This window comes from Novipirellula galeiformis (genome assembly GCF_007860095.1).
GTDB classification, from domain to species: Bacteria; Planctomycetota; Planctomycetia; order Pirellulales; family Pirellulaceae; genus Novipirellula; species Novipirellula galeiformis.
Genome location: NZ_SJPT01000005.1, coordinates 89,988 through 104,378, shown reverse-complemented (window position 1 = coordinate 104,378; position 14,391 = coordinate 89,988). Strand labels below are relative to the sequence as shown.

Here is a 14,391-nt window from a genome sequence, read left to right as displayed (position 1 = left end):
TCGCGTCTGAAAATAACGTCATCCTTCAACCACCTCCCCCCCACGGTGAAGTGGGTTGGCAGAGGCAATCAAGCAGGTCCATGGGCAATAAAAACCGTGGAATCGTTGCGGAGCCAATCCCTCGTGTGGGCTGTAACTCCACAAAATGGCCCTCCAGCGGATTTCAGATTCCCATTGGCAATGAGCAAGAATCCCCTACCGTATCTACGCTTTCGTTATGTAAAATTTCAGATATCCTAAGTCCTGTCTGGACCAGCATTGAGTTCGACACTCGAAGTCATCGACAGCGAGTGGTCGACAGCAATGGATGTTGGGACGCAGTTCTGATTGCGAGCAGGATCGACTCGTGATTCGGAAGCTGGGGTGTGGTAGGTAGAACCGCTTGGACTTTATTGAGCCGCGAAGGGCGACCGTGCCCATTCGGAGGCTCTAAACTCACTCGTACGGATGATTCATAAGGGAATCGATTTTATGACCAAATGCAAGTTAGAGTACATCTGGCTCGATGGCTACCAACCCACCCAGAGTCTGCGTAGCAAGACGAAAATCGTGAAGGACTTCAGTGGCAAGGTCGAAGACGCTGAACAGTGGTCGTTCGATGGCTCGTCCACCGAACAGGCGCCCGGTGGCAGCAGCGATTGTTTGCTGAAGCCCGTTTACGTCTGTCCCGATCCAGATCGTCTTGGCACTGGATTCTTGGTCATGTGCGAAGTGCTTGATCACGAAGGCAACCCGCACCGCACCAACGGTCGCGCCACGATCAACGACAATGACGACGATTTCTGGTTCGGGTTCGAGCAGGAATACACGATCTGGAATCCCGATACGCAGAAGCCCGTTGGTTTCCCCGTCGAAGGTTTCCCCGGTCCTCAAGGTCCTTACTACTGTAGCGTTGGTCACGGCAAAGCAGTCGGACGTGAAATCGTCGAAGAGCACCTCGAGTTGTGCTTGGCGGCCGGTTTGAATGTCGAAGGCATTAACGCCGAAGTGATGATGGGCCAGTGGGAGTTCCAAATCTTTGCAAAAGGCGCCGCACTCGCGGGCGACCAGATTTGGATGGCTCGCTACTTGCTCGAGCGGACTGCTGAGAAGTTCGACATGAGCATCAATTGGCACTGCAAACCCGTTCAAGGCGACTGGAACGGCAGCGGCATGCACGCCAACTTCAGCAACACGCTATTGCGCACTTGCGGCAGCAAGGAAGTTTATGACGCCATTTGCCAAGCGTTTGAGCCACGGATCAAAAACCACATCGACGTCTACGGTGCTGACAACGACCAACGGTTGACCGGGCTTCACGAAACCCAATCGATCGACAAGTTCAGCTACGGCGTTTCGGATCGTGGCGCTTCGATTCGGATTCCAATCGTCACCGTCCAAAACGGCTGGAAGGGCTACCTCGAAGATCGTCGCCCCGCTTCCAACGCTGACCCTTACATGGTCGCCAGTGCGATCATCACGACGGTCAAGAGCGCCAAGTTGCCCGTCGGCGCGTAACTCGCCTGAGTTGATATAAAAAATCGAAAGCCCGCCCGCAATGATTTGCAGGCGGGCTTTTTTCGTGTGCAAAGTGGCCTTTTGCTCGAGCCGCTCCGCCTACAACCGGTCGCCGTCGAGCAGCTCCTTCGGGTCAAGTCATGTGGTCACCGCGAAGCGGTTTTAGACAATAGCCGGAGGTCGCTGTTTAGAATGAGTGGGCCTGCGTATCACTGGCAATGCAATCACGCCTTTCGCAGGAACTGCATTTTTCCAACCGGACCCCGCTTTTATCTAGCGCTGCTCCGCTAAAAGGTAATTGTCGTTTGCTGCTCTGTTTTCGGCGCAGTTTACCTGTCTGCATCGCTGCATCGATTCCGCTAAGATGACGAGCATTCGGACGACACTCTCTTTTGCTGCGACTAGATCTATGTCACGACTTTCAGATGACCAGGTTATCGAATCCATTCGTCTCTATCGCGAAGCGATCAAGGAAACGAAGGCTTTGTATGTCGAAAGCGGCCAACGGGTTCGCGGTTCCTATGCGTGGCTCGATGGCGAAGATGCGGACGCGGCGGCGATCGCCCAGCAGATGGATGACTTGCATCAAGGGTTGCTGATGAAAGTCTTTGCCGCCGTGGTGCCCACGGCCAGCAGTCGCACGATCGAGCAGCGTCAACTCGGCCGCGTTCTGCTTGAGCATCTGTGGGGCAAATCGGTGATGGGCCACCAATTGCATGAAGCGGTTGATTGGCTGATTTCCGCTTCGGCGGACTTCCAATGGCGCGATCTCGTTCGCCCCTTCGCCGAATTGGCACCGCTGCGTGATCGCTGGGGTGAGCTTGAGACGCTGGTGATGCGAATGGCAAACTTGCTCGTTTCGGTGGACGGAGAAACGAGCGAGTCGGACAACGCAAACTTGGCCGCAATGCGGGCACAGATGAAAGAGGTTGTCGGTGAAACCGAGCCCGAGGAGCGGAACCGTCAAGTGGACACCGACAACGCTCGCGATGCTCTGAAATGGCTTCGTGAAGAAGCAGCAAGATTGCGAGACGGTGCGAGTGTGACCGCAGCGGAGCAGCCTACGCCTACTGTGGGCCCCGGCGGTCCGCCCCCCAAGCCGAAGTCGGAAGCGACGTCCGTCCCAAAGCCGGCGGAACCGGAGGACGAGCGAACTCCGGAACAGCGGTTGGCCGAGGCGCGAGCCAAGCTCGATCAGCTGATCGGGCTCGATGCGATCAAGGACCAGATTCAAACGCTGACGAATTTTCTAAAGATGGAGGCCCAGCGAGAAAAAGAAGGGCTGCCAATGACGCGGCCCAGTTTGCACATGGCCTTCGTTGGCAATCCAGGAACCGGCAAAACAACGGTGGCGCGGATCATCGCCGATATCTACGGGTCGCTGGGGATATTGGAAAAGGGACACCTCGTCGAAACCGATCGAAGCGGATTGGTCGCGGAGTACGCGGGGCAAACCGGGCCGAAGACGAATGCGAAAATTGATGAGGCGCTAGATGGCGTGCTGTTCATCGACGAAGCCTACACGTTGATCGACGAGGATGGGCAAGACCAATATGGCCGCGAGGCGGTGCAGACGTTGCTGAAGCGGATGGAGGATCAACGTGATCGTTTGGTCGTCATCTTGGCGGGTTATCCTGTCGAGATGCGAAAGATGATTCGCAGCAATCCCGGCTTAAGTTCACGCGTCGGAACAACGATGCACTTCGATGATTATCCACCCGAAGCGCTGTGCCGGATCTTTGAATTGATCGCCAAGAAATCCAAGTACACGTTGCCCACGGAATCACGCCGGCGATTATTACGCGGGTTCACGTATCTGTACATTGATCGCGATCGTCACTTCGGAAATGGGCGCACGTCTCGCAACAGTTTCGAGCGAAGCGTTCGGCGCTTGGCAAACCGTTTGGCGACGATGAGCGAGGTGGATCGCAAGTTGCTGACGACGCTCGAGCCCGAAGACATCGAGGTTGCCGATGTCACGCAAACGCATCTTGCCGCGTTGGTTGCCGAGCCAGGCAATGTGCGAGTGCATTGCAAGCACTGTGACCAAGCGGTCGTCATTAACGACAAACAGCTTGCAACGGAGATCAAGTGCGAAGCGTGTAAGGAGATGTACGAAGCCGATTGGGGCGAACCCGTCTTGGAGTTGCCCAAGCCCGCTGGCGACCCATCGAGCGAAGGTGAAGGCGCCAAAGACGTGATCGTTAAGTAGCGGTGCGGCGTGAGTCGCCCGGTCTATTGGTCGCGAAGAGATATCGTGCCGGTTCCCACCGGCCAATCACAAGCCGGCCAATCACAAGCCGGCCGGTGGGAACCGGCACGACGGCAAATCGAAAAAATGCACGAAAAAAGGCGAGGTTACCAGCTTGGATTGCTGGCGAACCTCGCCTTTGAATTTTCAGGTTGATGCTTTGCGTTTATCGTTGGACGCGAGCATTTCCTTTCCAGATGCTCCAGACTTGGTCTTCATCGGCTGGTTGTCCGTAGTCGGTGTTCAGCGTTGCGGTGAGTGCGCCAGTAGCCCAAGCGAACTGGGAACTCTTCTCTGCATCCCAGCCTTTTAGCACGCCATAAAGCAACCCACCGACGAATCCATCGCCGCCACCGATGCGGTCGAATACACCGATTTGGCGGGGCTCGATGACGCTAAACTCTTTGCCGTGCGAAACGATTGCGCCCCACATGTGCGAGTTGGCACTCTCCACTTCACGAAGCGTCGTGGCGAACAAGGACGTGTTGGGGTATTCCTGCTTGACGCGGTTGATCATGCCTTTGAAGCCTTCGATCTTGGCGGCGATTCCCTTGCCACCGGCCTCGGGACCCTCAACGCCCAAGCACAATTGGAAGTCTTCTTCGTTGCCGATCAGGATGTCCGACAGGCTGGCGATTTCTTTGAACTGTGCCGAGAGAAGTTCTTCGCGGCCTTTCCAAAACGACGCCCGGTGATTGAGGTCGAAGGAGATGCGAGCGCCATTCTTTTTGGCAACGCGAGCGATCTCTAGACAGAACTCGCTGGTCTCTTCGGACAACGCCGCGATCAGCCCTGACATGTGAACGATCTTGGCACCCTCGTCACCGAAGATTCGCTGTAAGTCGAAATCTTTCACGTTCAGCTTACGTCCGACTTCGCCGGCTCGGTCATTCTGAACTCGTGGTCCACGCGAGCCCCATCCGCTATCGGCCATGTTGATTTGGTGCCGGACGCCCCACGGGGTGTCTTGCGAGAACTCGGGGCCTTCGTAATCCATGTGGCGACGAGCCAAGTCGTCTTTGATGAACCGCGCGATGGGACTGTCTTTGACGAATGCCGTCAAGATTTTGACTGGCATTCCAAGGAACGATGCGATGCTACCGACATTCGACTCCGCGCTGGTCCCCTGCATCTTGAAGGTGTCGCTGCAGTGAAACGGCTGGTGGTCAGCCGGCGTCAGCCGAACTCCCATGCTGGTGGGGATGACGAGAGAGTACTTGGCGTCGTTTCGAAGTTCAATCATTTTGGCGGCTCGTTGAAAGGTTGGAAAGGGAACCGGCATGAATGCCGACCACGCTCCTTTGGAACGCGGCTGCTAGGTGTGCTGGAATGCGCGAACAGTTCGCTCAGTGCTGACGGGTTTGCTAAATGGTGACGGAGGCAAATCCACCATCAATGGCAATGTTTTGTCCGGTGACGAACGACGATGCCTTGCGGCTGGCAAGCCAAACGACCGCACCCGCCAATTCTTCGGCATTTCCAAAACGGCTCATGGGGGTGTGGCCAATGATTTGACCGCCGCGTTCGGTGTAGCTGCCGTCTTCGTTGAACAGCAGTTTGCGGTTCTGTTCGGCTGGAAAGAACCCGGGGCTGATCGCGTTGACGCGAACGCCGGTGGTTGCCCATTCGCGAGCCAACCAAAGAGTCAAGTTGATGACCGCTGCTTTGGCTGCGGAATAGGCAACGACTCGGGAAAGGGGGATCATGCCCGACATCGAGGCGATGTTGATGATGCTGCCAACTTTCGCTTCGATCATGTCCGGAGCAAACACTTGGCTCGGCAGTAGCGATCCGCCGACGAGGTTCAAATCGAACACATCGCGCCAAGCTTCCGGTGGTAATTTGCAGAAATCACCGCCCGGTGGGATCGTGGCGTCAGGACGGTTGCCGCCCGCGGCATTGATCAACACCGAAGTTGGGCTTCCCGCCCAGGCTTTGATCGCGTCACGCGTTTCGGCGAGCGAGTCGGCGTTCAGGCTGTCCGCGGTAAAAAACTTGGCTTCGCCGCCAGCGTCGATGATGTTCTGAGCTCGAGCATTTCCACGCTCGGGATTCCGACCCACTACGGCGACCTTAGCCCCGTAAGCCCCTAGAGCCTCGGCCATCATGCCGCCCAGTTCGCCCGTGCCGCCGATTACGGTCGCTACATCTTCGTCGAGTTTAAAAATGTCTTTGTTCATGGGGAGATACTCTAGTGGGTCGGCCGGAAATAGAACAGGAGAGAGAGATTCTTACCTTTTTGTGTCGTTATTTGAAGAGCGCCAATGCGTTGAATTCGCGGACGCTCTCGAACGCTCCGTCGACCGGCTTAAGGGGAATGTTCCGGCGGGGAGGTTCAGGCAAAAAATCGGGCATTGGGTGAGCCGGGAAACGCGAAGCAGGCCCACCCGCCGCGGCCCTTGATCGCTTGTTTGGAGCACCAACGCCCTTTAGTCACCGCCCCTTTAACCACCAATCGAGTACATGGCTCGGTCGGGGGGCGAAAACTGCTCGGCATCGATCCCATGCCCCGGCTTCTTCTGAGCAACACAAGCTCGAATCACGCTCAGCAAATCATCGTTGCTAGCCCCTTGGCGCATTAGGTCACGAAGGGGCGTTTCCTCACGAGCGAACAGACAATTTCGGATCGAACCGTCCGCAGTGATTCGCAACCGGTTACAGGCTTGGCAAAACGGCTGCGATACCGAGCGAATGATCCCGATCTCCGCCCCTGAGAAATAGCCTCCCTCGGGCAACGTAAACCGCTCGGCAGGTTGAGAGGGCGTTGCCCGCGGTTGTTCGATGAGCGTGCCGAAGTGCTGCTGGATCAACTCCAGCAAACGATCTCCTGTGAGAACGCGATCCTTGTGCCAGGCGCGATCAAAGTCGAGGGGCATGAATTCGATAAAACGAATCACCACTCCCTTGGAAGCCGCAAACTCAATCAAGGAAATGAACTCATGCTCCGTGATCCCCTGGATTGCGATCGCGTTCAACTTGATCGACTCGAAGCCACAGCGAATCGCACGATTGATTCCCTCGAGCGTTTGGTCGAGCGAGTCGCGCCGTGCGAGCTTCTTGAACACTTCGCGATCGAGCGTATCGATACTGATGTTCAATCGCTTTAATCCCGCCGCTTTGAGTTTCTCGGCCTGCTCTCGGAGCAAGATTCCGTTGGTCGTCAAGGAAAGGTCGGTGAGTCTGGGGATGCTTGACAACATCGCCACGAAACGGTCGAGGTCGCGTCGCACGAGGGGTTCCCCGCCGGTCAATCGGACATCGTCAACGTGACATCGCGTAACCAAAAGTTCAACGATGCGGTGCAATTCTTCGAACGACAGCAGGTGATCGCGAGGCATGAACGTCGCATCGAGTTCTGGCATGCAGTAGGAGCAACGTAAATTGCAGCGGTCCGTTACGCTCACGCGAAGGCTGGTATGCACTCGCCCCAGCGAATCGACCAAAGGGCCTTCGTTGCACGACGTTTCGGTTGAAGTCGAATTTTGTGTCATCGAATTGCGTGAAGACCGCGTCGTCCTTTCCCAAAATCGGTAGATCAAGCTGTACTTGAGCCTGGCGGGGCGTGATCCACGCGGGGTTATCGGAACCACCAGCAATCACTAATCTACACCAGTTCTCTATTCTTCGACCCCCGGCATCAGGAAAGGGGGCGGATTCCTCAAAGGCCAACGGCATCGAAGTGAAAGAAGATTCGACTTTTTCGTGCCCCCATTGTGGCGCCGAACTACGCGGCGGTGCGACATTCTGTCGGCATTGCGGCAGCAGTGACGACGACGGTTGGAAAACGGAATCGGACGAGGTCGATGGCGAAGATGATTTCGACTACGAGGAATTTGTTCGCGAAGAGTTCTCCGATAACTCTGTGGTCACTTCCAAGTTGAAGACATGGCAAGTGATCGTGATCTTGCTGATCCTGGCTTCCATGAGTTTGTGGGTATTGGGATGATTGAGGCTGACGAAGATGTAGACCGCAACGGGCTGCGCGTGGTCCAATCGCTGTTGGATGATCGTGTTTGTGGCTCCGCGGTGTATCGCCACAGCACGGCCTCGACCAATTCCGATGCGCTGGGTGATTTACAACGAGCCAACGTATCCCTCGAACAACTGCCCCGTTTGTATATCGCCGATCGGCAAACCGCCGGTCGCGGTCGGCAAGGCAATACGTGGCTTAGCAGTGAAGATTCGTTAACCTTCTCGCTCACGATTGCCTTTGATTTATTGGCGGTTGATCGCCGGGGGCTGCTCTCCTTGGCTGCGGGGTTAGCCACCGCTCGTGCGATCGAATTCCTGTTCGCCCCCGTCAGCGCATTTCTGAAGTGGCCCAACGATGTCTATCTCGCCAATGGGAAAGTTGCGGGAGTCTTGATCGAAACCAATCAAGCGATGGCGGATCGCGTCGTGGTCGGGATCGGCGTCAATATCAACGAGCAACCGATCGTGGAAAACGCCGATGCCGCTCCAGTTCAATCATTGTTTTCGGCCACCGGCCGGACGACGTCTCGGTTTGAGTTGCTCGAACCGATCGTGACTGAGTTCATGGAGATTGTCGCGATGATTGGCGAGTCGCCCGATTCGGTGTTGGCGGAGTTCCGCACTCGTTGTTTCCTGACGAACAAGTCGATTGCCTTTCGCGATGGCGGCATCGACTACCAGGGCACGGTGCAAGGGATTGCCGAGGACGGTGCACTCCTGGTGCAGACAAACGCAGGGCTTAAACGCTGTGACAGCGGCGCGGTACGTCTGGTGAGAGTCCAGCGATAGCCAGTCGATCGGCGAGTCAAGTAGGGCCGGTTCCTACCGACTGTTCCCGATGCGTGGTCGACGTAATCGATCCTCCATCGGGCACACTGCATCGGTATCCAACGGCATCGAACATCTAGTTATCCAAGGCCGCTGGGAACCGGCCCTTCTTTGTTGGTCGTCGGACGAGCAGGTTAGAAAGTGGGAGACCACGAAGAAAAGGTTGCAAGGACTCGCGATAGCGTCCCAGGCTACGCGGCGGAGCGGCCGTTGTGCAGCAAACGAATCTCTTCGTCCTCGATCACGTGGCAATGCGAGTCGCCCTCAAGCGTCGCTTGGACTCGTCGATCGACACTTTTTCGCATCGCTTTGTGATAGCCAACGCTGGCGGTGAACAACGTCATCAGATCGACAAATTTCCGGTTCTCACTCAGTTCGCATGGATCGAGGTCCAAGTAGCTATCCGATCCAAAAGAGAACAAGCGGCCATCAATCTCGCCGATCGACTTGCCTGCTAACTCGATTTCGAAGTCGGCTCCGATTGAAATCCAATGGCGTTTGAGTGTGAGGTGTTGCATTTGCCCTTTGTGGTAAAAAGCAAATGTGAATAGCGATGGGATGCGAAAGGTGCGGTGGTTTTGCTGGATGTACGTGACGCATTCGGTGCGAGGCAACAGCACCGCCATCGTCAAGAGACTTTTGCCGGTACCGATCGAGTTGTGCACTTCGGTCGTGGTGATCTGTTCAATCGTGCCACACCAACTGGTTCGTTCGTTCGATGTTTTGAACAGCTTTAAGACCAGTCGGCGTTTTTCGATTGCACCGGCATCCATTTGCATCACGCAATCCTCGGCGAGTTTTTCGTCGAGTTGCTTTTGCTGCTTCCCGCTTAGTCGGCCTGACTTTTTGATCTGCTGTTTCAACTCGGTGCGTCGTTGGTTTTGTAGCACATCGAGCGCATCTTCCATCTCCGCCTTGTCGGCTTTCCAGACATCGGTGCGCAGCCCTAGCATGTGCGACTTTTCCCAGTCGCCCGATTCAGGATCCTGCTCGGACACCGTCCCCACCACGTCCATGTGGGTGGTGAAGTGATTGGTATCGGCCGTTTTTAGCTTTTGCAACAATTCGACGTTGCTGGGGTGCATCCCCGGCAACGCCCACATGTCGACGTAGCGTCGAAGTTGTTGCGGGGGGTTGCTGCCCATGTACGTATTTCCTCCACCTTCTATTGTCGCTCATCGGCACTTTTATGCCTGTACATCCAGCAAAATCGACAAAGTCATCCGTCGCGAGCGAGGCATGATTGGTGCCGTTAGCGTGCAGTCCATCCACGGTGCTTTACCGATCAATCTCATATTCCGTGATTTTGCGATAGGCCGTTGCCCGACTGATCCCCAGCAGCCCAGCGGCTTCGGGAACGTTGCCGCCGGTGCGCTCGAGCGCTTTGCGGATCAACCGGCGTTCCCACTCATCGAGCCGCAGGGTGTCTAGTCGGCTCAGTCCCGCATCGCGCAGTCCGAGATCATCGGCTTCGATCGCCGGGTCGTCGGCCATCACGACCGCGCTGTCGATCACATTTCGCAATTGACGGACGTTGCCGGGCCAAGCGTACTCCAACAACCGTATCCGTGCTTCGTCGCTGATCGCTAACAGGGGACGGCCGTGTTGGCGGCGGAAGTGATCTAAAAAATGTCCGACCAACAACTCGATGTCATCGCCGCGATCCCGTAGCGGCGGCACGAGCAGCTCGAACACGCTGAGCCGATAAAACAAATCTTCACGAAAGCGTTTCTCTCGCACAAACTCGGCTAAGTCTCGGTTCGTTGCCGCAATGACGCGCACATCGACGAGCACCTCTTCGGTCGCACCGACCGGCAAAAAGGGATGTCCTTCGAGGATTCGTAATAGCTTCGCTTGACCTTCGAGCGTCAACTCTCCGACCTCGTCAAGAAACAACGTCCCTGTATGCGCTTGTTGAAACCATCCAATGTGGTCGTTGTCCGCACCCGTAAAGGATCCTTTGCGGTGGCCGAACAATTGACTCTCGATCAACTCGTGGGGAATCGCGGCACAATTGACCGTCAACATCGGCCGTTTAGAACGCAAACTTGCCCGATGCACCGCACGGGCGACCAATTCCTTTCCCACGCCGCTTTCGCCGCGGATCAATACGCTGCCGCTGGCCTTGCCAACCCGTTCGATTCGTTCTTTCAATTTTTGCATCACCGCACTCGACCCGACAAGCTCGTCCGAGTCGGCGTTGCGGTCGGCGATCCGGCGACGATCGGCCTTGAGTGAATCGCGTTCGAAAGCTCGGCTGAGTCCAATGGACAACAGTCGTGCCGCAGCGATGGTCAATTCAAATTGCGATTGGCTAAAGTTCGGGTCGCGTCGATACAGTTGTAACACACCCATGTTCGTATCGTCACAGTGGATCGGTGCCACGATAATGTCCGACCAAGGGTCGTTCTTGCCAATGCCGCTCCGTTTGCTAGCGCCGCTCCGCTTGTCAGTGCCGCTCAGCTGATCAGCGCTGCTCAGGGCGCTGCCATTCGTCTTGGCCGGGTCGTTGATCCAAACCGCTTCGCCTTCTTTGACGATTCGCCGCACCAGTGCTTTTTCGATCGTGATCAAATTCGCGGCATCCGGTGGCTCGACTCGCCGCGGTTTCAAACGGCCGTCACCGGCGTCGAACGAAATGCCCACCACGTCGGCTTGAGTTCGATCGCGAAGCAGCTCAATCAAGGTGCTAATGACTTCGTCGGGATTCTCGCAGCGCAGCAAGCTTAGACTTAACGTGTACAGATCAATCAGATGGCCTGTGGAGGCGACTTGGGCGATCGGATCTTGATCTTCGCCAGCCCAATGTTCGGTTTTGACCAACTCGAACGAAACGGTTTGTGTGAGCGAAGTGTCGTCGGAAGTTTCCCCAGCAGGTTCAATCAGCTGAAGCTCGGTGCTGCCGATCGTGATGGTATGAAGGCTGAGCATCCGGGCGTGGTCCGTTTTTTGGTCGTTCACCAACGTCCCATTGCGGCTGCTCGTATCCCGCAAGTGCCAATTGCCGTCTTCGAAGTAAATCACGGCATGGAAGCGTGAGCTGACGGGATCGGTCAACATGATTTCACAGCTCTTCCCGCGTCCGATATGCATCGGCCGCTCTCGGTCGAGGGGGAATTGTCGGCCCTTCTCGGGTCCGCTGCGCACCGTCAAATATGCTGTCATCAGTCGCTTTTCGCATCGTGAATACTCGAAACGCATCGAGCAGGCTGTTTTTCAGTCACAAAGATCCCAGCCAAGGGTTGTCTCATTTTAAGACATCCTGGTGCTGGTGGGGTACAGGATCGCAAAAGAATCTGTAGAACGATCGAGCTTCGCCCGCTCCGGGTGGTGGAGTATATCGGTCGCCAAGGCTGGCTTCCCACTCTCCAACTCGCTCTACGAAAACGCTGGCCTTACTGTCAACCGCACCTGCGGGGACCCTCGTCCACCCATGGTGATCTAGATCGGATCGGCGGGCGGTGGGATCAATTGGTTTTCTTCGATCGCTTGGGACAACGACTTCAGCGCAACCGGAAGCGGTACGGGCTGAGTCTGGAGTTTGTCCCACCACTGCGTCACCACGTCACCAGCAATCCCCGCATCGCTCAATCGCCATAACCTCGTCGCGTTTGCAATCGGTAGCGCATCCGGTCGAGTCAAGTCCAACTCCGCTGCCGCGCGCAGCACCAACGGTACCGAAGCGAATGCCCATGCCGACAAAAGCGACAAGGGTCTGCCAAAGGTGCTGTCGCCTGGTTTGGACGTCAGTGATTTCTCAGCGATATGTTGCTCAATCGCAACGCGTGTCATCAACCACGCCACACGCACCACTTCGGGCACACTCGGTTCGACGTCGGTCAACATCGCCTCGATCCAAATCGCGGGGACTTTGGCGTCCTCGCTGTCCGCAGCAAAGCCACCGTCACCGCCGCGCACCGGTTGGACCCACAGCCCATCGACGCTTGGGGGCCACCAGTTTTTGGGCGGGCTATCGCCCCAAATCTGTTTCGCAATTTGGTTTAGCAAACCGCGTCCGACGGTATCCCATCGCTCTTTGAGCGGACGTGAGCGGAGTTCGAGTTGATCGCTCAACCGCGGGAAACGATCGCGGACCACGATTCGGCACTCGTCCAATTGGCGGACGATCCCACGACTGGTTTGATCGACTTGCAATTCACTGCATCCTGCGGCAATTAACGCCGCCTCACAGGCCTTGCTGACGGCGTCTCGGTGAATCGACTCGGCGACCAAGTTGTTCCAAAATCGATGCATATCGAGGGAAGACGAAAGCAATCGCTCGTTGATCTGAGTCGCGTAGGGAACCAAAGCAAGTTCGAGTTTTTCGTCCGTGCATGTGGCACCCACCGCCACCGCATAGGCGGCATGAATCGTGGATAGAGCGGTATCAGGTTTCCAGCGAATCCGTGGTGATGGAGCCAACGTAGATGCCTCGGGGGCTAGGGGGTCGATATCATCCCACGACGCGTTGACGTGGGAGCGCGGAAGCGGCGGGTGGATTGGAAACGCCCTTGGCCGATTCACAGGTCAGCAAGATTCACGCCCGTAACGCTAGCCTTCGGTACGCAAGTGATCCTGGATCCAGAGTTCCAGTTCTTCAAAATCAACCGGTGGATATTTCGAAAGATCGGGACGCAATCGCTTGGCTTCGTGCAAGTAGACGTGCTGGATTTCCGATTGCGTTTTGTCGGTGTTCCAGTGCAGCATGACACGAATGCAACGCGGCAGTGAGCCCACGACCGAAACCTCGTAACCGCACAATAGCGGCACCTCGAGCCAGCCGAGTTGTCGGGCGGCAAACGCCGGAAACTCAGCCGTCAAATCGCTGGTCACGGTAAAGGTGGCGCTGGCAACGTCCGCTGAGTCAATCTGGTTTTGACGAATCATCAAGGCAAGTAATTGACGAGTCGCGGTGAGAATTTGATCACGATCATCTTTCTCGACGCTGGTCGCGCCTCGCACTCCACGGCAAACTGTCATCGCTGGCTGATCTCTTTAATTAAAACAAAATTTTAGCTGGAATCGCGATCTTGCCGCTCCGATCATCCGGAACCGCAGAGAATCGGAAGCCAATCGCGACGCTAGCCCAGGCTCCGACCATCGCTACTATAGATTAACTGCACCACGACCGATAACTGGGGAGAGTTCAGAATCGGGATTCGCAAACCCTATTGTGAATAGCGAGGGCGGTTTGCTCCTCCCTCCATCCTCTTCATGGCAAGATTGTTTGTCCACCCTACCACCACGGAGTGACAATGACCGAACGCACTCGGCATCAAGAAAAAATTATCAAGAATTACTACGAAAACCGTGATTCCATCGGGCTTCAAAAGGCCATGGAGGCGGTTACCGAACTGTACCTTAGCGAAGGCAAGAAGCGAGCTCAGGTGTGGAAGCGGTTGACCAGCCATTTGGCCAAAATTGGCTTGAAAGAGGAACAGATCGCTCAATTGCAGGAAGACGACAATCCCGAGCAGCTCGCCAAACTGCTCGAAAAATACGTCTAGCAATTTTATCACCGCTCCGATCCTCTGGCGTCGCGGATCTTGTTAGCCCGCCATCGCTGCACCCATGCTCGAAATACACGCGCTCGAAATACCCGTGCTCGAAATTCTTCGCTCAGGCTCTGCTCCTTCCTCGTTCACGAATGACAAGCGGTGCTGACTTCGTGAATCGAGGGAGCTGCTGATTGAGTTAGCTGTTTGGGCTAACGCGGTGAAGCATTTTGAGGCGACGTATTGCGTTTTGTAGCTACGCTCGCCAGAGCGTGGATGGTTGCCGCGCAAATGCGAATCACCACCTTCTGGCGAAGGTAGCTACGAAAAAATGTGTCACCGCGTTGG

The 14,391-nt window shown here is 56.0% G+C and carries 12 protein-coding genes; 5 read left to right on the top strand and 7 right to left on the bottom strand.

Features of this window, described 5'->3' with window-relative positions; all coding sequences use genetic code 11:
* Window positions 1-471 precede the first annotated feature (471 nt).
* Entirely contained in the window at window positions 472-1,497 is a 1,026-nt protein-coding gene (locus tag Pla52o_RS14320) for a glutamine synthetase beta-grasp domain-containing protein (RefSeq protein ID WP_146595317.1), read from the top strand.
* Window positions 1,498-1,906: 409 nt separating this feature from the next.
* The gene (locus Pla52o_RS14315) at window positions 1,907-3,709 is read left to right on the top strand and encodes an AAA family ATPase (RefSeq protein WP_146595316.1); all 1,803 of its coding nucleotides are present in this window, start codon (window positions 1,907-1,909) and stop codon (window positions 3,707-3,709) included.
* 205 nt (window positions 3,710-3,914) lie between these two features.
* On the opposite strand, the gene Pla52o_RS14310 is transcribed toward Pla52o_RS14315, so the two are convergent.
* From Pla52o_RS14310 to moaA, 3 genes are all read right to left on the bottom strand, one after another.
* Window positions 3,915-4,991, bottom strand: a complete 1,077-nt coding sequence (locus Pla52o_RS14310) for a sugar kinase (RefSeq protein ID WP_146595315.1) — start codon at window positions 4,989-4,991, stop codon at window positions 3,915-3,917.
* A 121-nt stretch (window positions 4,992-5,112) separates the two neighbouring features.
* On the bottom strand, window positions 5,113-5,928 hold the full coding sequence (locus tag Pla52o_RS14305) for an SDR family oxidoreductase (RefSeq protein WP_146595314.1): 816 nt from the start codon (window positions 5,926-5,928) through the stop codon (window positions 5,113-5,115).
* A 264-nt stretch (window positions 5,929-6,192) separates the two neighbouring features.
* Window positions 6,193-7,239: a GTP 3',8-cyclase MoaA gene (moaA, locus tag Pla52o_RS14300; protein WP_146595313.1), complete on the bottom strand. Its 1,047-nt coding sequence runs from the start codon at window positions 7,237-7,239 to the stop codon at window positions 6,193-6,195.
* A 188-nt stretch (window positions 7,240-7,427) separates the two neighbouring features.
* Here moaA and Pla52o_RS14295 point away from each other — a divergent pair, with 188 nt between their 5' ends.
* Together Pla52o_RS14295 and Pla52o_RS14290 are read left to right on the top strand one after the other, a co-directional pair.
* Window positions 7,428-7,694: a zinc ribbon domain-containing protein gene (locus Pla52o_RS14295; protein ID WP_197169246.1), complete on the top strand. Its 267-nt coding sequence runs from the start codon at window positions 7,428-7,430 to the stop codon at window positions 7,692-7,694.
* Window positions 7,691-8,509, top strand: coding sequence for a biotin--[acetyl-CoA-carboxylase] ligase (locus Pla52o_RS14290; protein ID WP_197169245.1), 819 nt, complete (start codon window positions 7,691-7,693; stop codon window positions 8,507-8,509). The genes Pla52o_RS14295 and Pla52o_RS14290 overlap by 4 nt, the downstream gene beginning before the upstream one ends.
* Window positions 8,510-8,739: 230 nt before the next feature.
* Here Pla52o_RS14290 and Pla52o_RS14285 read toward each other — a convergent pair whose 3' ends face one another.
* The 4 genes from Pla52o_RS14285 to aroH all read right to left on the bottom strand — a co-directional run bounded on the left by Pla52o_RS14285 (window position 8,740) and on the right by aroH (window position 13,528).
* Window positions 8,740-9,693 (bottom strand): hypothetical protein, encoded by a 954-nt coding sequence (locus Pla52o_RS14285; protein WP_146595310.1) that lies wholly within the window; start codon window positions 9,691-9,693, stop codon window positions 8,740-8,742.
* 133 nt (window positions 9,694-9,826) lie between these two features.
* A complete protein-coding gene (locus Pla52o_RS14280) occupies window positions 9,827-11,713 on the bottom strand; it encodes a sigma 54-interacting transcriptional regulator (protein ID WP_146595309.1) in 1,887 nt (628 codons plus the stop codon).
* A 276-nt stretch (window positions 11,714-11,989) separates the two neighbouring features.
* Complete coding sequence (locus tag Pla52o_RS14275; RefSeq protein WP_146595308.1) at window positions 11,990-12,970, bottom strand: hypothetical protein; 981 nt, start codon at window positions 12,968-12,970, stop codon at window positions 11,990-11,992.
* 129 nt (window positions 12,971-13,099) lie between these two features.
* A complete protein-coding gene (gene aroH / locus Pla52o_RS14270) occupies window positions 13,100-13,528 on the bottom strand; it encodes a chorismate mutase (RefSeq protein ID WP_146595307.1) in 429 nt (142 codons plus the stop codon).
* A 275-nt stretch (window positions 13,529-13,803) separates the two neighbouring features.
* Here aroH and Pla52o_RS14265 point away from each other — a divergent pair, with 275 nt between their 5' ends.
* A complete protein-coding gene (locus Pla52o_RS14265) occupies window positions 13,804-14,055 on the top strand; it encodes a hypothetical protein (protein WP_146595306.1) in 252 nt (83 codons plus the stop codon).
* Window positions 14,056-14,391 lie beyond the last annotated feature (336 nt).